Genomic DNA, 19,637 nt, shown 5'->3' with positions numbered 1-19,637 from the left:
GGTGTGAAAGAGGCTGCGATCTCGTTCACACCAGCTGGCCCAGCTGCCGCACAGCATCCCGCTCCGCCCGAGGTCCCGTCAAGTGCCCTTCGACAGACGGCCGTCAGCCCTGATCAGCGGGGCCCGGGACGAGCGGTGCCATGACGCGCTGGGTCGGATTGGGGCCGTTGTCGTCGTCGTTGTCGTCGTTGTTCACCGAGGCGGTCACGGAACTGGTCGCCCAGGACACCGCGCCGAGGAGCAGGAACAGCACCACCAGGCCGCGCCCGGCGCCGCTCAGGACCAGCGGACGGGTGGCCGACACCCGCTCGGGCTCACTGCCCGGCTCCTCGCCGAACAGCCGCTTGGGGTAGGCCGAGGTGAGCATCACCAGGTAGCGCATCCGGTAGCGCACGATGGCCGTGGTCGCCTCGTACAGCGCCTGGGGCATCCGGCCGAGAATCAGCACCACCAGCCAGATGATGAACGACACCAGCCACCACCCCGCGTACACCAGGCCCTGCACGATCGACGCCGGGATGACCAGGATGATCCGGAACAGGACGGCGAGCCGGTTCAGCTCGCCCGGGCGCAGTTCGACCTGCACCGGGTACTCCGGGGCGCGGAACCGGAACGGCGGGTAGCGGTCGACGGTGAGCATCAGGTAAGCGGTGACCCGGGTGTCGTACGGGAGGTAGGCGGTGAGGTAGTCCGCCACGAAGGCGGGCAGCCGGCCGAGCACCAGCGCGCCGAACCAGCCGATCACGGTGACGAAGAACGCCACCACCGAGAGCAGCCACACCACCACGAACTGCGGGATCAGCAGCAGGAAGCGCAGCAGCACCGTCCACCGGCTCTGCGGGCCGGCCGCCGGCATGTCCAGCACCGGAAGCCACTCACTGCTGACGGGGGCGGGGGGAGCCTGCCACATCCGGGCCTCCACGGTCTCGGGACGAGGGGACCCGGCGATCGGGCACGGCCGGGTGCCCTCCGAAGATCGCAGCACTCCGCCCGCCCCGCGCGCCGCGCTGCGCCGGACGGGTAACGCGGACGGCCCGGGCTCGGCCGAGCGGCCGGTCCCGGGCCGGGTGGGCCCTCCGGTCGCGGCCGGTCCCGGGCCGGTTGGCCCTCCGGACGCCTGGTCAGCTGGGCGCGCCGGTCCAGATGACGTTCTTGCGCTCCAGTCCGTTGCCGTAGTTGAACTCCACGGAGAAGGTGTCGGCCGCGCCGCCGGGCAGGGCGTACGCGGACACCCCCGTAGCCTCCTGACCGGGCGCCAGCGAGCCTTGGAGAATCTTCATCCGGTCGCTCCCGTCGATCAGCGAGGTGACCAGGCCGCCCTTGGCGTCGTGGACGAAGGGCAGCCCCGACCCGTAGAGCGAGACCTCCTTGGAGCCGGTGTTCACCACGGTGATCTTCACCTGGATGACCGTGGCGTCCTTCGGAGTCTCGAACACCGTCCGGCTCGGGACGTACGGCTCCGGCGCCGCCATCGTGACCTTCAGCCCGTCCCCGTAGGTGTAGGACTGGCCGAACGACAGGCGCCGGGCCCGCTCGTCCGCCGCCGCCGCCTGCCGCTCGGCCTCGGCCTTCTTCCGTGCGGCCTCCAGCCGCTCCTTCGCCTTCGCCACCCGCTCGTCGGCGGCCCGCTGCTCCTCCTCGGCCCGGGCACGGGCGGCGTCCGCCTCGGCCCTGCGCTCCTCGTTCACGGTGTGCACCCGCGCCACGACGAACACCCCGGCGCCGATCGAGACGACCAGGCCCGTGATGCCCAGGATGACGCCCGCGAGCGCCATCCCCCGGTTGGTCGCCACACCCCTGCGGGCGTAGCCCAGGCCGATGAAGCCGAAGATCAGGGCCAGCAGGGCCGGCAGCCAGGACATCCAGAACAGGATGACGGCAAGGCTCAGGACCGTGCCGACGATCCCGAGCACCATCGCCGCGATGCCGAGGCCGTTGCGGGGCTGCGGCGGCGCCACGGGGTACGCCGGCCAGTACGGCGCGCCCGGCTGCCCGCCGGGGGGCGCGGCGAACCCACCGGGCGCGGCGAAGACTCGGGCCGCACCCTCAGCGGGGGCGGGAGCAGCGGCAGGCGTGGGACCCTCGGCCGGGACCGGGACCGTGGCCTTGTCCTGGCCCGGCGCCTCACCCGCGCCGCCCGGGTTCGGCGGCGCCCACGGGTCGGTGCCGGCCGGCTCCTCCTCCGCGGACTTCGGGTCGTCGGGCGGGACGGGAACGGTCATACGAGATCCTTCGCGAACGTCTGGACGATGAGCGGCAGTTCGGCGGCCGAGGCCCGTCGGCCCCCCGGCGGCAGCGGCCCGACCTGCGCGGAACGGGCGCCGGTCCGGGCCGGACCCGCGCGTCGACACCCCGGCACGGGACCGCCACAGGATCGGCGACTGATCAACATACAGGTGCCCGGTGACGTCCCCGGCACCGGCCCTGGCCAGGAACCACCGCCGTGCTTCGTCCGCGACTGGACCGCCGCCCCCGGCCCCACGCGGCCGCGACCCCCGCGCGACCGCGCTCGGCGCGGCGGCCCGCCACCGCCCTTCGGAACGGAACTCGCTTGCGCTCCGGTCGGTGGTCAGGGCAACCTGCCCCCGAACCGTCAGTCGGGAGGCACCAGCGCATGAGTACGGCAGCATCGGCGTCCGCGGCGGTGCCCGCTGACGGGACGTCCGTGCGGATCGGCGCCCTCGTCCCGCTGACCAGGCCCGGCTGGGTCGAGGCGGGCAGGCACGTGCTCGCCGGACTCGAAACGGCGGTCCGCGACGTCAACGACGTCGGCGGCATCGCCGGCAGGCCGCTCGAACTGCTGGTCCGGGACACCGCGGCCGATCCGCACCGGGCCGCGGCGGCCGTCGACGAACTCGACCGGCTGGGCGTAACCGCGGTGGCCGGGGAGTACCACAGCGTCGTCGCCCGCGCCGTGGCCGCCAGGGCGGACGCCCTCGGCCTGCCCTTCCTCTGCTCGTCCGCGGTGCTCGACGCGCTCACCGACGAACCGACCGAACGGGTCGCCCGTCTGTGTCCCGCGCAGTCCCACGGCTGGCGGATCTACGCGGACTTCCTGCTCGGCGCGGGCCACCGCCGCATCGCCGTGGCGACCCAGCAGAGCGTCTACTGGGCCGCCGGGGCCCGCATCCTGCGGGAACACCTCGCTCCGCACGGCGGCACCGTCGTCGAACTCGACACCGGCGCGCTCTCCCCCGCCGCCCTCTGCGAGGAACTCGTCCGGCACGACGCGACGGCCCTGCTGCTCCTGGTCGGCCACCCCGAGCCCGCCGGACCGATCGTCAGGGCCGTCCGCCAGGACGGGCGCCTCACCGGCCTCCTGATCGGAGCTCCGGCGGGGCAGCCCGAATTCGCCGAGTGGGCGGCCCTGTTGGGCCGCGACGGCGCGGGCGTCCCGTTCCTGCGCTACCTGCCCGAGCGGTTCGGCCCGCTCGGCGCGCGGGTCGACGCGGCCCTGCGTGAGCGCCTGGGCGAAGCGCCGTCCTTCGTCGCCTTCGAGGGCTACGACACCGTCACCGTCCTCGCCGAGGTGCTGCGCACCGCCGGTCCGGACCGCGAGCGCATCGCCGGGGCCTGGTCACAGGTCGGCGTCGAGGGCACCCGCGGGCCGATCCGTTTCTCCCGCTCCCCGGGCATCAGCGTGTGGCAGTGGGCCTGGCCGCCGGTCCAGGTCGTCGACCGCGATCCGGCGGCGCCCGAGCGCTTCCGGGTCCTGCACACCGCTGTCCCGCACACCGGTGTCCCCCACACCGCTGTCCCGCACACCGCTGTCCCGCACACCGGCTGAGCCCCCGTTCACGCCCAGCCGCGCACCGACACCGCCCCGTGCAGCACCCGGCCCGCCACCCGCTGCTCCTCGACCCAGCGGGTGAAGGCGTCGACCTGCGCCCCGAGGCCCTCGTCGACCGGCCCGACCGGCCGGTCCTGCGGCGGTACGACGACCACCACCGCCTCACCCCGCCCCTCGGCCGCCGCCAGCCAGCGCGCCGACACCTCGACCCGTGAGCCCGGCTCCCACCCCTGGCGGCCGCCGACCAGCAGCAGCCGCTCCACCCGGCCGTCGCCGACCTCGATCACGCCGGTCGTCGCCGGCGGCTCACCGGCGGCGACCGTGAAACCGCTGTCGACGGCCGCCTCGACCAGGTCGGCGTGCAGGTTCGCCCCGACCTCCATGATCAGCTCAGCGATCGGCGGGCCGTACACGGCCTCGCGCACGGCCATCGCCCATACCACCGGCCCCCGGGCCGCGTCGTCGCCCGTCACAGGGGGCTGAGCCGGCGCGCGAGTTCCTCAAGGTAGTCGTCGCCGTACGCGGCGGCGACGTCATCGAGGTCGATCATCGGCGGCAGGTCGGCCGTCTGCTGGCGTTCGGAGAGGTAGGCGGCGGTCTCCGCGACGATCCGTCGCTCGTCGGCGCGGCGAAGGCTCGGCTGTGCCAGGGTCCCCTCGGTGGCCTGGAAGCGGGAGAGGACCGCCTCACCGGCGGTGGGGAAGCTCACGAGGTACTCGTGGTCACCCAGTGCTTCGATCCGGATGTCACCGGTCATGGTTCCGTCCTTCGTTCCGTCCCCCTACGAGTCTCGCACCGGAGGCCCTCCCCCGTGGCGTGGACGATCCGCCCGGCGCCGGACGACCACCCGCTCGACGACCGTGCCGGCCGCGAGCAGCGCGAACAGGAGGGCCGCCAGTGCGCAGTAGCCCGTCGTCGCGCCGTCGACGGGAAGGATGCCCGCCAGCACTCCCAGCACCACGGCCGTCACCGCGAACACCCAGGCGAACGACCCCGCCGCGAAGCGCTGGACCGGCGACTCGCTCCGGTCCTCGTTCTGCGAGCCGGTCATGCCTCCTCCTCCGGGGTCGTCCTTCCGCCGCGCGGCGGCCCTCCGGCCGCTCCCTCGGCTCCGCGCGTCTAACCGGCTCACCGGGCCCGGAAACGCCTTCGGGTCCTCCCCCGGCCCGGATTCCCTCACAGGTCCGAGACGTCGATCCAGTCGACCGCCGCCACCAGATCGGGAGCCGGGTCGGTCGCCTCGGCGGCCAGCAGGGCCCGGTCCCGGCAGTGGGCCACGATCCCGGCCCAGGACTGCCGCCGGTCGACGGTCCAGTCGATGCCCGGCCCCGGGTGGTGGCCGAACGTCCCGTCGCCGCGCCGCTGCCACACGTGGAAGGGCAGCACCGCCTGGGCGTGGGCCGCGAGGTCCTCGATGACTTCGGCGAGGTGGACCGTCGGCCAAGCCGGGTCCAGGTCCGCCACCGAGGTGGCCCGCAGCGCCGCGGCCCGGGGCGGGAGCACGGGCTGCCGGGCCCCGAGGTCCGTCAGTGCCTGGCGCAGTGCCACTGCCTCGCTGTCGTCGGGGGCCTCTCCGCTCTGCCGGAAGGCTTGGTACGCCCGTTGCAGCGCCGGCACGGCCCGCCGGATCCCGAGCTCCGCCAGGGCTTCGGCGGCCCACTGGCGAACGGTGCCGGACGCGCCGTCCAGCAGGCCGATCAGCACCTCCGCCGGCCGCGGGTCCTTCAGTGCGGTGAAGACCTCGATGGCGCAGAGCTGCCCGAACGGCCCCAGGCGGGGCGTCGCCGCGATCACCTCGTCCAGCACCGCGGGCCCCATGGCGATCAGCGAGTACTGGGCGTCCTCCGCCACCTCGGTCGAATCCGAGTCGAGCTCGCCGACGCGCCGGTCGATGGCGCGGTCCAGGTCCATGTGTCCTCCAGCGTCCAACACTGTTCCTACAGCCAGCCGCGCTCGTCGGCCGCTCGCAGGGCCTCGGTGCGGTTGCGGGTGCCGGTCTTGGCGATCGCGGAGGAGAAGTAGTTGCGGACGGTGCCCTCGGAGAGGTAGAGCTTCGCGGCGATCTCGGCGACTCCGGCGCCGGAGCGGGAGGCGTCGAGGACGTCGCGTTCACGGGCGGTGAGCGGGGAGGCCCCGGCGGCGAGAGTGGCGGCGGCGAGTTCCGGGTCGACCACCCGCTCCCCCGCCGCGACCCGGCGGACGGCGTCGGCGAGCACCTCGGCCGGGGCGTCCTTGACCACGAAACCGAGCGCCCCCGCCTCCATGGCACGGCGCAGGTAGCCGGCGCGGCCGAAGGTGGTGAGGATGACCACCTGGCAGTCGGGGACCTCCTGGGCGAGCACCGCGGCGGCCGCCAGGCCGTCCAGCCCGGGCATCTCGATGTCCAGCAGGGCGACGTCCGGCCGGTGCTCGCGGGCGGCCTCGACCACCTGGTCGCCGCGTCCGACGGCGGCGACCACCTCGAAGTCGTCTTCGAGGTCGAGCAGGGCGCGCAGCGCGGTGCGGACCAGCTCCTGGTCCTCCGCGAGCAGCAGGCGGATCGTCATGTCGTCCCTTCGGAGTGCGATTCGGTCTGCCCGAGGGTGACCAGCAGTCGCCACCCGCGCGGGTCGAGCGGGCCGGCCTCGACCGTACCGCCCGCCGCCGCGACCCGTTCCCGCAGCCCGGTCAGGCCCTTGCCCGCACCGATGAGGCCGAGACCGGCACCGCCCGGTCCGTCGTCGCGGATCTCCACCGAGGTGGCGGTCAGCAGCACCGAGCAGCGGCCGGCCCGGGCGTGCCGGACGACGTTGGTGATGCCCTCGCGCACGACCCAGCCGAACAGTTCGCGCTGCTCCGGCCCGACCGCGTCGGCCGCCTTGGGCAGGTCGGCCACCACCCCGGCGGCGCGCAGCAGTTCACGGCCCCGGGCGAGTTCCCCGGCGATGGTGACCTCGCGGTAGCCGGTGACGGCGGCACGCACGTCGGCCAGGGCCTGGCGGGAGAGCGACTCCACGGCCGTCATCTCGGCCACGGCCTGGTCCAGGTCCTTCGCGGCCAGCCGTTGGGCGAGGCGGGACTTGACGGTGATCGCGGTGAGCGAGTGGCCGAGCAGGTCGTGCAGGTCGCGGGCGATCCGGTTGCGCTCGGCCTCGGAGGCGAGGCGCGCGACCTCGGCCCGGGCGGCGACCAGGGCCCGGTTGGTGGCGGCGATCTCGGCGAAGGCGCCGCAGGTGAGCGAGGTGAACAGCAGGGCCAGCGCCTGGAATGCCCCTGGCCCGGTGTGCCAGGCGGGCACCGCCCAGGGCACCAGCAGGGCGGCGAGCGTGCCGGCGGCGACCACCGGGAGGGTGTACTGCCGCCACAGCACCGCGACCACGGAGACGATCACGGTGGCGAGGAAGAAGGCGTCCGCGTGGGCGAACGGCAGAACGGCCAGGAACAGGGCGGTCATCACCGCCAGCAGCGGCTTGACGAGGCCCCGCCGCTCGCGCCCGAGGGCGAGCGCGAGGAGCACGTAGCAGAGGCAGAACGCGATGATCACGGCGAACCCGGCGACCGCTGCGGACCCGCCGACGTCGCCGCTCACGGCCACCGCGGTGAGCGTCGGAAAGACCAGCATCCCGGTGCCCAGCATGATCCGCCGCCAGCCGCCCGCCCAACTGTGGGCGGGCTCCGGCGTGTTCTCACGGTCGAGGTCGGTCACTCCGGCGCCCCCTTCTCAGGGCCGGGCGAACAGCGTGCGCAGCTGCCGTCCGTTGAGCACCACGGCGACGCCCAGCAGGGCGAGGCCGCAGAAGCCCTGTTCGATCTTCATCCAGACCGGAAAGACCCCCGGCACGGCGATGATCGCAGCAATCGCGACGAGCATGGCGCCGGAGACGATCCGCAGCCGCCGGAAGGCCCCGCGGGAGCCGCGGGCCGCGCGGACGGTGAGCAGCAGGGCGACGGCGGCCCCGGCCAGCACGATGGTGCCGCGCACCCACACGGCCGGGGTGACCAGGTCGGTGCGGTCGCGGAGGGCGAAGGCGGCGACCAAGGTGAGGGCACTGAGGCCCACGTAGGCGAGCACGAGTCGCCGTACGGTACGGAAGGCCCGGCGGGTGTCGGGGTGGTTCAGCTCGGTGGAGGTCATGCCCTCATCGTGGCCGCGGTGCGGGGCCGGGCGGCAGTGTGCTGCCACACCCCCGCACCATGACAATTGTCAGCCCGTCGGCTCGGCCAGCAGCCGCACCATGTGCAGCTTGGCGACCGCCTTCCCTTCCACCAGAACGGCCCGGGGCTCACGGCCCCACACCTCGAAGCCGCGGGAGGCGTAGAGGCGCAGGGCCGGTTCGTTGCCCTCGGAGACGGTCAGCAGCACCTGCAGCAGTCGCCCGTCCTCCGCGGCGACCGCGAGCACCCGGTCCACCAGGGCGCCGCCGATCCCCCGGCCGCCCGCCGAGCGGGCCACCGCCATGCCCCACAGGACGGCCTTGTGGCGTTCCTGGCTGCGCGGCTGCACCCGCAGTCCGGCGGTGCCGACCAGGGCGCCGTCGTGCCCGAAGGCGCCCAGCAGGGCGCCCGACCCCCGTTCGATCTCGCCGAGGCGGGCCAGCGTGGCGGCCATCGGCTTGGCGCGCTCCTCGGCGTAGCCGGAGGTGAAGGCGGTCGGCGTCTCACGCAGGGCGGTGAGCCGGAAGGCCCGGTACGGTTCGGCGTCCGCGACGCCGAGGCGGCGGATGACCACGGCGGGCTCAGCCGAGGCGGACACGGGTGCACCTGGTCACGTAGGGCATGGCGATCTCCTCGCGCCCGGCCACGCCGGGGTGGGTGGCGAGCAGGTGCTCGACGTCGGCCAGCAGCCGGGCGCGCTCGGCCTCGGGCAGGGCGATGACGTAGCTGCGGGAGGCGACCAGGTCGACGATCCCGGCCGGGGTGGTGGAGTGCTCCCAGCGGATCTCCAGCCGCTCGGGCGGGCCGAACGGGGCCGGCAGCACCGGTGCGGTGTCGATCTGCCGGCGGGCCGAGCGGTGCATCAGCGCGCCGAGGGCGGCGGCCCAGGGCTCGGTCTCGTCGCGGACGTTCCACACCAGGGCGAGGGTCCCGCCGGGGGCGAGTACCCGGGCGATCTCCGGTACGGCCGCCGCCTGGTCGAACCAGTGCCAGGCCTGGGCGACCACCACCGCGTCCACCCCCGCGTCGGGCAGCGGGATGCGCTCGGCCGAGCCGGCCCGCACCGCCGCCTTCGGGACGGCGGCGGCGAGCCGGTTGCGCATGCCGGCGTCGGGCTCCACCGCGACCACGTCCAGCCCCGCGTCGACCAGCAGAGCGGTCAACTTGCCCGTCCCGGCGCCGAGGTCGAGCACCCGGCGGGCCTCGCGCGGCACCGCCGAGCCGATCAGCGCCTGGGGGTAGCCGGGCCGGCCGTGCTGGTAGGAGGCGGCGGCGAGGCCGAAAGAGCGGGCCCGCAGCCGGCCGGACCAGCGCCGGGTCGCGCCCTGCCTGGTCATCCCGCAGGCGCGGCCGATCTCCTCCCAGGTCGCCTCGCGGCCGCGCCGCAGCTCCTCCACCAGGTCGGTGCGCCGCTCCTCCAGCGCCTCGATCACCCCCGACAGCCGCTGCAGGCCGTCCAGCCCGCCCCCACCGGCCACGTCCGCCGCCACCCGCCGACCGAGATCGTTCATGTCCATGGCTCCGCACTGTAGGGACCGGGCGCGCGAGCCGTCAACAATCATTGCTCTGCTGCGCAACATATGTTGCGCCACGCCGTACCGGCCCCGCACTGTCCCCCACAGGAGTGACGAACCGGCCCCGGGCGCGACGCTTAGCACGAACTCGCCTCAGCTCGCGGCGACTTGGGCCGGAAACCCTTCGCATGAGCGAATCCGGGCCGGGTTTCCTGTGCGGGGGCGGCCGGGCGAGAAGCCTTGGTGGCCGGGCCCCGCCGACCCGGACTGCGACTGGTGTGCGAGATGTCTGGCATGTCCGGCAAGTTGCCACAAGTCGGTTGACTGACAGTACTTTTGAGTTTCGGTCAGGATGTCCTGAACTTGGCTATGCTGCAGCACCACGCCTCCGGAGCCGGTCGTCGCCCGTCCCCGTTCTGTTCCGATCGTTTGAGGATGCCGAATGCTTCGAGCTGGATCGTCACCCGCCAGACGGCGCCCCGCGCCCCTGCTCGGCTGGCTGCTGCCCACGGCCGTGATGGCAGTCGCGGTCGGGGTCGCCGCGGTGGTGGTGTCGGCCGGAGCCCGGGCCCAACTGCTGTGGTGCGGCGCGACGGCCACCGTGCTGGTCGCCGTGGTGGCCGCCGAATCCGCCCGCCGCGGCCGGGCCCTCGCCGAGCTGCGCGACGAACACACCCGGCGGGTCGACGAGTTGCAGCGCAAGCTGGCCGCGCAGGAGGACGAGATCGAGCGGATGGCCACCGGCGAGCTGCGCCGGCTGGTCGGCGGCGCCCGGTACGGCTCGTCCATCGACGTGCTGCTCCAGCCCTTCCAGCGCCCGAACCCGCTGCTGTCACGGAAGTTCCGCCACTCGCTGGAGCTGGTGGTGCGCGGCATCGCCCAGGCCGTCGACGACGAGGTCAGCCGGCGCGACTCCGCCGAGCGCGCCTTCGTCAACCTGGCCCGCCGGGTCCAGGCGATCATCCACCGCCAGGCCAAGGACCTGCGGGAGATGGAGGACCGGCACGGCAACGACCCGGCGGTCTTCGACGACCTGCTGCGCCTGGACCACGGCAACGCCCTGGTCGGCCGTCTCGCCGACTCCATCGCCGTCCTCTCCGGCGCCCGGCCCGGCCGCCAGTGGACCCGTCCGATCGCCCTCTACAGCGTGCTGCGCGGCGGAATGTCCCGGATCCTGGAGTACCAGCGGGTCGACCTGCACCCGGTGGCGCAGATCTCGGTCACCGGTCCCGCCGTCGAACCCCTGATCCACGCGGTGGCCGAGCTGCTCGACAACGCCACCCGCTACTCCCCGCCGCACACCCACGTCCACCTGAGCGCCTCCGAGGTGCAGAGCGGGATAGCGATCGAGGTCGAGGACGGCGGCCTCGGACTCACCGACGAGGCCCGCGCCCGGGCCGAGCGCTCGATGCGCGAGGCCATGGTCTCCAAGGACTTCGACGACCTCACCGAGTCCCCCCGGCTGGGCTTCGCCATCCTCGGCCGGCTCTGCCAGGCGTACGGCTTCCAGGTCTCGCTGCGCCGCTCCGCGTACGGCGGTGTGCGCGCGGTCCTGGTGGTGCCGCAGGAGCTGCTGACCACCGCTCCCCCGACCGGGCGGGCACACGGCATCGGCGCCTTCTCCGGCCCCCGGCCGCTCCCGGCCAACCAGCCCCGGCACGCCGCCCCCGCGCGGCCCTGGGGCTCCCGGACCGCCTCCACCGGCGCCGGGCCGTCCGGCGGCCTCGGCCGGACCGCCGGGCTTGGGAAGTCCGCCGGCGTCGGCCCGTCCTTCGGCTCGACCAACCCCTGGGGCCCCTCCGGCCCGGGGGCCGGGGACGACGAGGTGATCGTCACCGAGCGCACCGCCAACGGCCTGCCGCAGCGCCGCCGCAGCCGTCCGACCGGGCGGGCCGTCTTCTCCACGCCCGCCCGCGGCACCGCCCAGCCCAGCGGCCCGACCGCGGGGCCCGCGGCGGGCCCGGCCGCCCCGGCGCCCGGGCCCAGGAAGCAGCCCGGCCTGTGGCTGGAGGCGTTCATGGAGGGCTACAAGGGCACCGGCTCCGGCAAGGGCGAGGCCACGGGCAGCGAGGCCACGGGCAGCGAGCCCCCGCGCAACGGCACCGCCCGCAACGACACCACGCGCCCCACAGCCGCGGGCAGCACCGCCACCACCGGACCCAGCAGCACCGCACCGAACAGCGCCGGACAGACCAGTGAAGAGACGGCAGGGAAAGGCGAGCAGTGATTCCGCACCGCAGCAACATGGACTGGATCCTCAACGACCTCGCACACAGCGTCCCGTACGTGCGCCACGTCATCGTGCTCTCCGCCGACGGCCTGCGGATCGCCCAGTACGGCGCCGACCCGGACACCGCCGACCGGCTGGCCGCCGCCTGCGCCGGCCTGCAGAGCCTGGCCGCCGCCGTCGGGCACGAGTTCCCGCACGGCAACGGCGCGATGAAGCTGGTCGTGATCGAGGTGGACGGCGGCTACTTCTACCTGATGTCGGCCGGTGACCGCGCCTACCTCGCGGTGCTCGCCGACGAGGGTGTCGACGCCGGCCTGGTCAGCCACCAGATGCGCGACCTGGTGGACCGGATCGGCGAGCACCTGTCCGCCCCGCCGCGCAACCCGGAGGTGGTCGCGTGAAGCCCCCGGCCACCGGCCCCGGCGCCCGGGCGGGCACATGAACGAGCACAGTGAGGCGGTGACATGACCGCCGACCAGGGCGGCTGGGACGGCCCCGAGCCCGACCGCCTGTACGTGATCACCCGCGGTCGCAGCGGCCCCTCCGGGCCGGGAGTCTTCGACCTGGTCACCCTGATCGTCTCCCTCGCGGAACCGACCCCCGCCATGCAGCCCGAGCACGCGGCGATCCTGCGGCTGTGCCGCTCGCCGCTCTCGGTGGCGGAGGTCTCCGCCTACCTCGAACTGCCCACGAGCGTGGTCACCGTCCTGCTGGCGGATCTGCTCGACGACGGGCGGATCGAGGCCCGCGCCGCCGTACCCGCGGCGGAACTCCCCGACCGTGCCCTGTTGGAGGCGGTGATCCATGGACTTCAGCGGCTCTGACACGGTCGTCGGACCGGCGAGCGCGGACCTGCTGCCCGACACCGTCACCATGGCGGTCAAGGTGGTGATCGTCGGCGGCTTCGGCGTCGGCAAGACCACCCTGGTCGGCGCCGTCAGCGAGATCCGCCCGCTGACCACCGAGGAGACCATGACCCAGGCCGGGGTCGGCGTCGACGACCCCACCGGCGTCGAGCGCAAGACCTCCACCACGGTGGCCATGGACTTCGGCCGGATCAGCATCAGCGACAAGCTCGTGCTGTACGTCTTCGGCACCCCCGGCCAGGAGCGGTTCTGGTTCCTCTGGAACGGCCTGTTCGAGGGCGCGCTCGGCGCCGTCGTGCTGGTGGACACCCGCCGGCTGGAGGTCAGCTTCGAGGTGATCGGGCGGCTGGAGGACCGCGGCGTGCCCTTCGTGGTCGCCGTCAACGGCTTCCCCGAGGCACCCAGTTACCCCCTCGACGAGCTGCGCCAGGCGCTCGACCTGCCGCCCGAGGTGCCGATCGTCGCCTGCGACGCGCGCAGCCGCGAGTCCAGCCGGGACACCCTGATGACGCTCATGCGGTACCTGTACGAACTGGCCGCGCCCCCCGCCGGCTGAGCCCTTCGCATTTCGTCCGAACGACCGGAGACCCAGTGACCACCCCGTTCCCCGACGCCGCCGCCACCCCCGTCCCGCCGCCCGGCTGCCCCGCCCACGGGCGCGCCGTCGAACCGGTCGGCCCCGGCGGCCTGCGCCGGCTGTACGGCCCGGAGGCCGAGGCCGACCCGGCGGGCCTGTACGAGAAGCTGCGCGCCGAGTACGGCGAAGTCGCCCCGGTGCTGCTGCACGGCGACCACCGGGCCTGGCTGGTCCTCGGCCACGCCGCCAACATCACCGCGATGCGCACCCCCTCGCTGTTCTCCCGCGACTCACGGCTGTGGAACGCCTTCCGCAACAACGAGATCCCGGCCGACTCCCCGCTGCTGCCGGTGGTCGCCTGGCAGCCGATCTGCGTGTTCGCCGACGGCGAGGAGCACCGCCGGCTGCGCACCGCGCTGCTGGACGGCCTGAACGGCTTCGACCGGCGCGGCATCCGCCGCCACGTGCGCCGCTTCACCACCGACCTGGTCCAGGTGGTCGGCCCGACCGGCCGGGCCGAGCTGATCACCCAGTTCGCCGAGCACCTGCCGATGCTGGTGATGACCAAGCTGCTCGGCATGCCGGACGAGTACGGGCCCCAACTCGTCGATGCCGCAAGGGACCTGATGAAGGGCACCGAGACGGCGATCGCCAGCAACGAGTACGTGGTGGCGAGCCTGCGCCGCACCATCGCGATCAAGCACGACAGCCCCGGCGACGACCTGACCAGCCGGCTGCTCGCCCACCCGGCCGGGCTGACCGACGACGAGGTGATGGAACACCTGCGGGTGGTGCTGCTCGCCGCCAACGAGACCACCGTCAACCTGATCGCCGACTCGCTGAAGATGGTGCTCACCGACCCGCGCTTCCGCGCCCACCTCTCCGGCGGCCAGATGACCCTGGGTGAGGCGCTGGACCAGGTGCTCTGGGACTCCCCGCCGATGTCGCTGGTCGCCGGGCGCTGGGCCACCGCCGACACCGAGCTCGGCGGCCAGCAGATCCAGGCCGGGGACCTGCTGCTGCTCGGCCTGGCCGCGGGCAACGTGGACCCGGTGGTCCGGCCCGACCTCGCCACCCCGCTGTACGGCAACCGCTCGCACCTCTCCTTCGGCGCCGGACCGCACGAGTGCCCCGGGCAGGACATCGGGCGGCACGTCGCCGAGGCCGGGATCGACATCCTGCTCACCCTGCTCCCGGACCTCCGACTCGCCGTCCCCGAGGAGGAGTTGACCTGGAGCTCGGCCTGGATCTCCCGCCACCTCACCGCACTGCCGGTGGAGTTCACCGCCCACGAGATCGAGCCCGACCCGGAGTCCGTCGCGGAGGCCGAACGGGCGGCGGAGGCCCGGGCCGCCGAGGAGCGCGAGCTCGCCGCCCGGGCCCTGGAGGCCACCCAGCGAGCGGCCGCCGCCTCCGCCGCGACCGTCCCGGCGCAGCGCCGCAGCTGGTGGGACGCGCTGACCGGCCTGTTCCGCCGCTGACCGCACCCCGGCGGTCGGGGGGACCGACTGGTTCCCCGACCGCCGTCCTGCCGCCGGCGGTGTGACGCGGGGGCGTGCGCCGTGTGGGGGCGACCGGGACCGGGGACGCTGCAGCGATGCAGAGGGAAATCACCGTTCGGGTCGACGGCACCGCGCGTCGACTGATCGTCGACACACGCACGACCCTGCTCGACGCCCTGCGGGAACGGCTCGGGATCACGAGCCCCAAGAAGGGTTGCGACCACGGGCAGTGCGGGGCGTGCACCGTACTGTCCGGCGGGCGGCGCGTGTTGGCCTGCCTCACGCTCGCCGTCACCCAGGACGGGGCCGAGGTGGTCACCGCCGAGGGGCTCGCCCCTGACGCGGACGCCGCCGGGCAGCCGATCGGGGGCGGCCTCCATCCGGTGCAGCAGGCCTTCGTCGACTGCGACGCGCTCCAGTGCGGCTACTGCACCCCCGGGCAGGTGGTCTCGGCGGTCGGGGCGCTCGACGAGTTGGCGATGGGCTGGCCCAGCGCCGTGACCGAGAGCCCGGGAGCGCCGCGACCGGACCGCGCCGAGGTGGCCGAGCGGATGAGCGGCAACCTGTGCCGCTGCGCCGCCTACGTCAACATCGTGACCGCGGTGCTCCAGGCGGCCGGGGTCTCCCCCACCGGGCGGACGGTCGGCCAGGAGGTGGCGGGATGAGGCCCTTCGACTACCTCGGCCCCGCGGACGCCGCGGAGGCCGTGCGCAGCGTCGCCGGGAATCCGGACGCGGTGTTCCTCGGCGGCGGCACCAACCTGGTGGACCACCTCAAGCTCGGCGTCGTCGAACCCGGCCTGGTCGTCGGCCTCGCCGGTCTGCTCCCCGCCGGGATCGAGGAGCTCGGCGACGGCGCCCTCCGGATCGGCGCGGCGGTCAGCAACAGCGAGCTCGCCGCCGACCCGCGGGTGCGCGAGCGCTTCCCGGTGCTGTCCCAGGCGCTGCTGTCGGGCGCGTCGGGGCAGTTGCGCAACATGGCCACGGTCGGGGGCAACCCGCTGCAACGGACCCGCTGCGTCTACTTCCAGGACGTCACGACTCCCTGCAACAAGCGGGAGCCGGGCTCCGGCTGTTCCGCGATCGGGGGCTGGACCCGTCACCACGCGGTCCTCGGCGCGTCCGAGCACTGCATCGCGGTCCACCCGTCCGACATGGCCGTGGCGATGGCCGCGCTCGACGCACAGGTGCGGACGCTCGGCCCGGCCGGGGAGCGCACCGTCCCCTTCGTCGAGCTGCACCGGCTGCCCGGCGACGCACCCGAGCGCGACACGGCGCTCGACCACGGCGAGCTGATCACCGCGATCGACCTGCCGGCGCAGCCGATCGCCCGCCGGTCGGCCTACCGCAAGGTGCGCGACCGTGCCTCGTACGCGTTCGCCCTGGTCAGCGTGGCCGCAGCGGTCGAGGTCGAGGACGGCGTGATCACGGACGTGCGCATCGCCTTCGGCGGCGTCGCGCACGCGCCCTGGCGCGCCCGCCGGGCCGAGGAGGCGCTGCGCGGCGCCCCCGCGTCGGACCGGAGCTACCGGAGCGCCGCGGACGCGGAGCTCGCCGACGCCCGACCGGCCGAGGGGCTGGACGGCGGCAACGCCTTCAAGATCCCGCTGCTGCGCCGCACCCTGACCGCGACCCTGCGCGACCTGGCAGGAGAGGACCCCCGATGACCTTCCCGAGCGAACCCGAAGCCGTCGGCCGCGACCTGCCCCGCCGGGACGGACCCGTCAAGGTCCTGGGCACCGCCACCTACGCCTACGAGACGCCGTTGGAGAACCCCGCCTACCTGCACGCCGTCCAGGCCACGGTCGCCCGGGGTCGCGTCACGGCGCTGGACACCGCCGCCGCCGAGGCCCTCGACGGGGTGGTCGCGGTGCTCACCCCCGGTACGGCGGAGCGGCTGGCCTCCACCGAGGACAAGGAGCTGGCGGTCCTCCAGGACGAGGAGGTCGCCTTCCGGGGCCAGGTCGTCGCGCTGGTCGTCGCCGACAGCTCCGAGGTGGCGAGGCACGCGGCCGCCCTGGTGCGGGTCGAGTACGCGCAGGAACCGCACGACGCCGAGCTGCGGGCCGACCGCGAGGACCTGTACGCGCCCGAGAAGGTGAACCCGGACCTCCCCACCGACACCTCCGAGGGCGACGTCGACGCCGCGATGGCGGCCGCGGCGGTGAGCGTCGAGGAGACGTACACGACCGCGATGTACCACAACAACCCGATGGAGCCGCACGCCACGGCGGCGCTCTGGGACCCTGCGGGCGAGGGCTTCCTCACCCTGTGGGACTCCACCCAGGGCGTGCACCCGACCCGTTCCGTCCTGGCCTCGGTGTTCGGCCTCGACGAGGCGCGGGTGCGGGTCGTGTGCCCGTACGTCGGCGGCGGGTTCGGCTCCAAGGGCCAGCCGCACGTCAACGTGGTCCTGGCCGCCATGGCCGCACGCGCGCTCCCCGGTCGGCCCGTTCGGCTGGCCCTGACCCGGCAGCAGATGTTCTCGCTGGCCGGCTACCGCACCCCGACCATCCAGCGTTGCCGGCTCGGTGCGGACCGGGACGGCACGATCACCGCCCTGGCCGTCGACGTCGTCGAACTCACCTCGCGCATCAAGGAGTTCGCCGAGCAGAGCGGTGTCCCGGCGCGCATGATGTACGCCTCGCCGAACCGGTGGACCACCCACCGCCTCGCCGCCCTGGACGTCCCGGTGCCGTCCTGGATGCGCGCCCCTGGCGAGTGCCCGGGCATGTTCGGCCCCGAGGTGGCGATGGACGAGCTCGCCGAGCGCCTGGGCCTGGACCCGGTCGAGCTGCGGATCCACAACGAGCCCGCCGTCGAACCCGGCTCGGGCAAGCCCTTCTCCAGCCGCAACCTGGTCGGCTGTCTGCGGGAGGGCGCGGTGCGGTTCGGCTGGTCGGAGCGCGATCCGCGGCCGGGGGTGCGCCGCCGCGGCGACTGGCTCGTCGGCACGGGCGTGGCCGCCTCCACCTACCCGGTCAGCCGGATGCCGAAGTCGACGGCGACGGTCCGGCGGGAGGGGGAGCGCTACGTCGTCGAGATCGGCGCGGCCGACCTCGGCACCGGCACCTGGACGACTCTGGCGCAGATCGCCGCGGACGCCCTCGGCGTGACGGTGGCCCTGGTGGACGTGCGCATCGGTGACACCGACTACCCGGTGGCCTCGGTGGCCGGGGGCTCCTCGGGCATGACCACCTGGGGCTCCGCCGTCGTCGAGGCGGCGGGCGCCTTCCGCGCGAAGTACGGCAGCGAGCCGCCGGACGGGGCCGAGGCGTCCGGCAGCGTCGAACCGGCCGACGACCGCCACGCGATGCACGCCTTCGGGGCGCAGTTCGCCGAGGCGCACGTCCACCTGGACACCGGCGAGGTGCGGGTGCCGCGTCTGCTCGGCGTGTTCGCCGCGGGCCGGATCATCAATCCGCGCACGGCCCGCTCGCAGTTCATCGGCGGGATGACGATGGGTCTGTCCATGGCGCTGCACGAGCAGAGCGTGCTGGACCCGCGCACCGGTCACGTCGTCAACCACGACCTCGCCGAGTACCACATCGCGGCCAACGCGGACGTCGGCGAGATCGAGGCCTACTGGCTCGCCGAGCACGACCCCCACGTCAACGCCATGGGGTCCAAGGGCATCGGGGAGATCGGGATCGTCGGCACGGCCGCCGCGGTGTCGAACGCGGTGTGGCACGCCTGCGGCGTGCGGGTGCGGGACCTGCCGATCACCCTGGACAAGGTCCTGCACGCGCTGGAGGACCGGCCCGGTCGCTGACCGGGCCTCCGGCCGCCGACTGGTCCGGATGCCACCGTGCGCGTGCAACATCGGGCTTCCGGGGCGAGGTTGAGGAGATGGACACCGTCACCGTGCTCGAACCCGACACTCCGACCAATGTCCGGCTCCTCGGCATCGACCAGGAACCGGCCGACCCGGAGAACCCGGTGCGCCTCGCGCACGCCGCCCCCGCGGACGCCTCCGGCGTCTGCGGCCCGCTCACCCTGTGCGGCCGGGACACCTCCGACATGACGCTCGCGCCCAACCGGACCACCATCGACGGCCGGCCCTGGCCGTACTGGAACGCCTGCGGGGCGTGCCGCGACGCCGAGCGGCACGCGCCGCCCGGCGCCGCGGAGGACACCGATTAGGACCCACCCTCAGGGACCGGCCACCAGTCCGTCCAGGGCGTCGGGGTCGACGCTGAGGGTCACCCCGCCGTACGTCTCGTCGGCGCTGCCCCGGTGCTGGTGGATGCGGTGGCCGGCCCACAGGTCGTCGGGCAGGCCGGGCTGCCCGGTGGTCGCGGGGCGCCCGTCCCAGCGGGCGTACCAGATGGCGTCGGGCATCGGGGCCCGGCCGGCCCGGGCGGCGGCGACGAGGTCCGCGATGCCGGAGTCGGTGCTGGAGTAGAAGCCGGAGCGGTAGCCGGCCGCCTGCAGGCCCTTGGTCCAGCCGACGGTGAAGTCGACCACCGCCCGGCTGCAGACCGCGTCGCCCACCGGGTAGGCCTCCATGTCGAGGTACACGGGGCTGCCCGGCCCCAGGCCCAGCGCCCCCAGCGCGGCCGCCGCCTCGTCCGCCTCCTGCCCGCCCTGCTCCTCGGCCCGGTCCGGGTCGATCCGCAGCGGCTTGTCCGGGCGCTTGGCGCAGGGCGCCTGGAGGCCGACGTGGGTGGGCACCAGCTTCCATCCCATCGCCCGGACGGTGGCGACCCAGTCCGGCGTCAGCCGGGTCTGCCGGCAGGCGCGCTGACTGCCGCTGCTGTAGATGTTCACCGCGCCGTACGGCGAGGCGGTGCGCCAGACGTACAGGGCCTCGGCCGGCGGGGCCGAGCAGGCGTCGAACCCGGCGCCGGTGTAGCGGTACTCGGGCGGCGGTTCCGTGCCGTCGAACGGCACGGCGGCGACGGGCCCCGGCGGGAGGACCGGGGAGGCCTGCGCGGGGGCGGCGACGGGGAACAGGACGAGCGGGGCCGCGAGGAGCGCGGCCAGGGGAAGAAGACGCATTCCCCCGTCCTAGCCCTCCGCACC

General features: G+C 74.4%; 22 protein-coding genes. 10 read left to right on the top strand and 12 right to left on the bottom strand.

The window, feature by feature from the left end; translation table 11 throughout:
- Window positions 1-103: 103 nt before the first annotated feature.
- Both ACIRVF_RS05825 and ACIRVF_RS05820 read right to left on the bottom strand, forming a co-directional pair.
- A complete protein-coding gene (locus ACIRVF_RS05825; protein ID WP_402814213.1) occupies window positions 104-910 on the bottom strand; it encodes a DUF4389 domain-containing protein in 807 nt (268 codons plus the stop codon).
- Window positions 911-1,121: 211 nt separating this feature from the next.
- Entirely contained in the window at window positions 1,122-2,222 is a 1,101-nt protein-coding gene (locus ACIRVF_RS05820; RefSeq protein ID WP_402814212.1) for a DUF4190 domain-containing protein, read from the bottom strand.
- A gap of 392 nt (window positions 2,223-2,614) precedes the next feature.
- Between ACIRVF_RS05820 and ACIRVF_RS05815 the strand changes: the two genes are divergently transcribed.
- A complete protein-coding gene (locus tag ACIRVF_RS05815) occupies window positions 2,615-3,787 on the top strand; it encodes an ABC transporter substrate-binding protein (RefSeq protein ID WP_402814209.1) in 1,173 nt (390 codons plus the stop codon).
- Between the two features lie 8 nt (window positions 3,788-3,795).
- Here ACIRVF_RS05815 and ACIRVF_RS05810 read toward each other — a convergent pair whose 3' ends face one another.
- The 9 genes from ACIRVF_RS05810 to ACIRVF_RS05770 form a co-directional block, all read right to left on the bottom strand.
- A complete protein-coding gene (locus tag ACIRVF_RS05810; RefSeq protein WP_402814207.1) occupies window positions 3,796-4,221 on the bottom strand; it encodes a hypothetical protein in 426 nt (141 codons plus the stop codon).
- 38 nt (window positions 4,222-4,259) lie between these two features.
- Window positions 4,260-4,547, bottom strand: coding sequence for a hypothetical protein (locus ACIRVF_RS05805; RefSeq protein WP_402814204.1), 288 nt, complete (start codon window positions 4,545-4,547; stop codon window positions 4,260-4,262).
- Between the two features lie 24 nt (window positions 4,548-4,571).
- The gene (locus tag ACIRVF_RS05800) at window positions 4,572-4,841 is read right to left on the bottom strand and encodes a hypothetical protein (protein WP_402814201.1); all 270 of its coding nucleotides are present in this window, start codon (window positions 4,839-4,841) and stop codon (window positions 4,572-4,574) included.
- A 125-nt stretch (window positions 4,842-4,966) separates the two neighbouring features.
- Window positions 4,967-5,701: a HEAT repeat domain-containing protein gene (locus tag ACIRVF_RS05795; protein WP_402814198.1), complete on the bottom strand. Its 735-nt coding sequence runs from the start codon at window positions 5,699-5,701 to the stop codon at window positions 4,967-4,969.
- 26 nt (window positions 5,702-5,727) lie between these two features.
- Window positions 5,728-6,336 carry a response regulator gene (locus ACIRVF_RS05790; protein WP_402814195.1) on the bottom strand — a complete coding sequence of 203 codons (609 nt, stop codon included), beginning with the start codon at window positions 6,334-6,336 and terminating at the stop codon, window positions 5,728-5,730.
- Window positions 6,333-7,475, bottom strand: coding sequence for a sensor histidine kinase (locus ACIRVF_RS05785; RefSeq protein ID WP_402814192.1), 1,143 nt, complete (start codon window positions 7,473-7,475; stop codon window positions 6,333-6,335). Before ACIRVF_RS05785 ends, ACIRVF_RS05790 begins: the two co-directional genes overlap by 4 nt.
- A 15-nt stretch (window positions 7,476-7,490) precedes the next feature.
- Entirely contained in the window at window positions 7,491-7,904 is a 414-nt protein-coding gene (locus ACIRVF_RS05780; protein WP_402814189.1) for a hypothetical protein, read from the bottom strand.
- Window positions 7,905-7,973: 69 nt separating this feature from the next.
- On the bottom strand, window positions 7,974-8,522 hold the full coding sequence (locus ACIRVF_RS05775; protein ID WP_402814187.1) for a GNAT family N-acetyltransferase: 549 nt from the start codon (window positions 8,520-8,522) through the stop codon (window positions 7,974-7,976).
- A complete protein-coding gene (locus ACIRVF_RS05770; protein WP_402814185.1) occupies window positions 8,506-9,441 on the bottom strand; it encodes a class I SAM-dependent methyltransferase in 936 nt (311 codons plus the stop codon). Before ACIRVF_RS05770 ends, ACIRVF_RS05775 begins: the two co-directional genes overlap by 17 nt.
- A gap of 439 nt (window positions 9,442-9,880) precedes the next feature.
- Between ACIRVF_RS05770 and ACIRVF_RS05765 the strand changes: the two genes are divergently transcribed.
- From ACIRVF_RS05765 to ACIRVF_RS05725, 9 genes are all read left to right on the top strand, one after another.
- Window positions 9,881-11,665 (top strand): ATP-binding protein, encoded by a 1,785-nt coding sequence (locus ACIRVF_RS05765; protein WP_402814182.1) that lies wholly within the window; start codon window positions 9,881-9,883, stop codon window positions 11,663-11,665.
- A gap of 17 nt (window positions 11,666-11,682) precedes the next feature.
- The gene (locus ACIRVF_RS05760) at window positions 11,683-12,069 is read left to right on the top strand and encodes a roadblock/LC7 domain-containing protein (RefSeq protein WP_197698027.1); all 387 of its coding nucleotides are present in this window, start codon (window positions 11,683-11,685) and stop codon (window positions 12,067-12,069) included.
- A 63-nt stretch (window positions 12,070-12,132) separates the two neighbouring features.
- Window positions 12,133-12,492, top strand: coding sequence for a DUF742 domain-containing protein (locus ACIRVF_RS05755; RefSeq protein ID WP_030550528.1), 360 nt, complete (start codon window positions 12,133-12,135; stop codon window positions 12,490-12,492).
- Window positions 12,473-13,090: a GTP-binding protein gene (locus ACIRVF_RS05750; RefSeq protein ID WP_402814178.1), complete on the top strand. Its 618-nt coding sequence runs from the start codon at window positions 12,473-12,475 to the stop codon at window positions 13,088-13,090. Before ACIRVF_RS05755 ends, ACIRVF_RS05750 begins: the two co-directional genes overlap by 20 nt.
- 35 nt (window positions 13,091-13,125) lie before the next feature.
- Window positions 13,126-14,592: a cytochrome P450 gene (locus ACIRVF_RS05745; RefSeq protein WP_402814175.1), complete on the top strand. Its 1,467-nt coding sequence runs from the start codon at window positions 13,126-13,128 to the stop codon at window positions 14,590-14,592.
- Between the two features lie 116 nt (window positions 14,593-14,708).
- Window positions 14,709-15,278, top strand: a complete 570-nt coding sequence (locus ACIRVF_RS05740) for a (2Fe-2S)-binding protein (RefSeq protein ID WP_402814173.1) — start codon at window positions 14,709-14,711, stop codon at window positions 15,276-15,278.
- On the top strand, window positions 15,275-16,279 hold the full coding sequence (locus ACIRVF_RS05735; protein ID WP_402814170.1) for an FAD binding domain-containing protein: 1,005 nt from the start codon (window positions 15,275-15,277) through the stop codon (window positions 16,277-16,279). The genes ACIRVF_RS05740 and ACIRVF_RS05735 overlap by 4 nt, the downstream gene beginning before the upstream one ends.
- Entirely contained in the window at window positions 16,276-18,384 is a 2,109-nt protein-coding gene (locus ACIRVF_RS05730) for a xanthine dehydrogenase family protein molybdopterin-binding subunit (protein ID WP_402814167.1), read from the top strand. Before ACIRVF_RS05735 ends, ACIRVF_RS05730 begins: the two co-directional genes overlap by 4 nt.
- A gap of 77 nt (window positions 18,385-18,461) precedes the next feature.
- Window positions 18,462-18,755 carry a hypothetical protein gene (locus ACIRVF_RS05725; RefSeq protein WP_402814164.1) on the top strand — a complete coding sequence of 98 codons (294 nt, stop codon included), beginning with the start codon at window positions 18,462-18,464 and terminating at the stop codon, window positions 18,753-18,755.
- Window positions 18,756-18,764: 9 nt separating this feature from the next.
- Here the strand turns inward: ACIRVF_RS05725 and ACIRVF_RS05720 are convergent, their stop codons facing one another.
- A complete protein-coding gene (locus tag ACIRVF_RS05720) occupies window positions 18,765-19,613 on the bottom strand; it encodes a DUF1906 domain-containing protein (protein WP_402814161.1) in 849 nt (282 codons plus the stop codon).
- Window positions 19,614-19,637: the final 24 nt, after the last annotated feature.

The sequence above is a fragment of the Kitasatospora sp. NPDC101157 genome, from assembly GCF_044768255.1.
Classification (GTDB): domain Bacteria; phylum Actinomycetota; class Actinomycetes; order Streptomycetales; family Streptomycetaceae; genus Kitasatospora.
The sequence above is the reverse complement of the archived record's forward strand: the minus strand, read 5'-3'. Positions and strand labels throughout refer to the sequence as shown.

What these genes read in the sequence shown, in the direction of transcription:
- ACIRVF_RS05825 (WP_402814213.1), bottom strand. Translation starts at nt 910, where the DNA reads ATGTGGCAGGCTCCCCCCGCCCCCGTCAGCAGTGAGTGGCTTCCGGTG.
- ACIRVF_RS05820 (WP_402814212.1), bottom strand. Translation starts at nt 2,222, where the DNA reads ATGACCGTTCCCGTCCCGCCCGACGACCCGAAGTCCGCGGAGGAGGAG.
- ACIRVF_RS05815 (WP_402814209.1), top strand. Translation starts at nt 2,615, where the DNA reads ATGAGTACGGCAGCATCGGCGTCCGCGGCGGTGCCCGCTGACGGGACG.
- ACIRVF_RS05810 (WP_402814207.1), bottom strand. Translation starts at nt 4,221, where the DNA reads ATGGCCGTGCGCGAGGCCGTGTACGGCCCGCCGATCGCTGAGCTGATC.
- ACIRVF_RS05805 (WP_402814204.1), bottom strand. Translation starts at nt 4,547, where the DNA reads ATGACCGGTGACATCCGGATCGAAGCACTGGGTGACCACGAGTACCTC.
- ACIRVF_RS05800 (WP_402814201.1), bottom strand. Translation starts at nt 4,841, where the DNA reads ATGACCGGCTCGCAGAACGAGGACCGGAGCGAGTCGCCGGTCCAGCGC.
- ACIRVF_RS05795 (WP_402814198.1), bottom strand. Translation starts at nt 5,701, where the DNA reads ATGGACCTGGACCGCGCCATCGACCGGCGCGTCGGCGAGCTCGACTCG.
- ACIRVF_RS05790 (WP_402814195.1), bottom strand. Translation starts at nt 6,336, where the DNA reads ATGACGATCCGCCTGCTGCTCGCGGAGGACCAGGAGCTGGTCCGCACC.
- ACIRVF_RS05780 (WP_402814189.1), bottom strand. Translation starts at nt 7,904, where the DNA reads ATGACCTCCACCGAGCTGAACCACCCCGACACCCGCCGGGCCTTCCGT.
- ACIRVF_RS05770 (WP_402814185.1), bottom strand. Translation starts at nt 9,441, where the DNA reads ATGGACATGAACGATCTCGGTCGGCGGGTGGCGGCGGACGTGGCCGGT.
- ACIRVF_RS05765 (WP_402814182.1), top strand. Translation starts at nt 9,881, where the DNA reads ATGCTTCGAGCTGGATCGTCACCCGCCAGACGGCGCCCCGCGCCCCTG.
- ACIRVF_RS05760 (WP_197698027.1), top strand. Translation starts at nt 11,683, where the DNA reads ATGGACTGGATCCTCAACGACCTCGCACACAGCGTCCCGTACGTGCGC.
- ACIRVF_RS05755 (WP_030550528.1), top strand. Translation starts at nt 12,133, where the DNA reads ATGACCGCCGACCAGGGCGGCTGGGACGGCCCCGAGCCCGACCGCCTG.
- ACIRVF_RS05750 (WP_402814178.1), top strand. Translation starts at nt 12,473, where the DNA reads ATGGACTTCAGCGGCTCTGACACGGTCGTCGGACCGGCGAGCGCGGAC.
- ACIRVF_RS05740 (WP_402814173.1), top strand. Translation starts at nt 14,709, where the DNA reads ATGCAGAGGGAAATCACCGTTCGGGTCGACGGCACCGCGCGTCGACTG.
- ACIRVF_RS05735 (WP_402814170.1), top strand. Translation starts at nt 15,275, where the DNA reads ATGAGGCCCTTCGACTACCTCGGCCCCGCGGACGCCGCGGAGGCCGTG.
- ACIRVF_RS05730 (WP_402814167.1), top strand. Translation starts at nt 16,276, where the DNA reads ATGACCTTCCCGAGCGAACCCGAAGCCGTCGGCCGCGACCTGCCCCGC.
- ACIRVF_RS05725 (WP_402814164.1), top strand. Translation starts at nt 18,462, where the DNA reads ATGGACACCGTCACCGTGCTCGAACCCGACACTCCGACCAATGTCCGG.
- ACIRVF_RS05720 (WP_402814161.1), bottom strand. Translation starts at nt 19,613, where the DNA reads ATGCGTCTTCTTCCCCTGGCCGCGCTCCTCGCGGCCCCGCTCGTCCTG.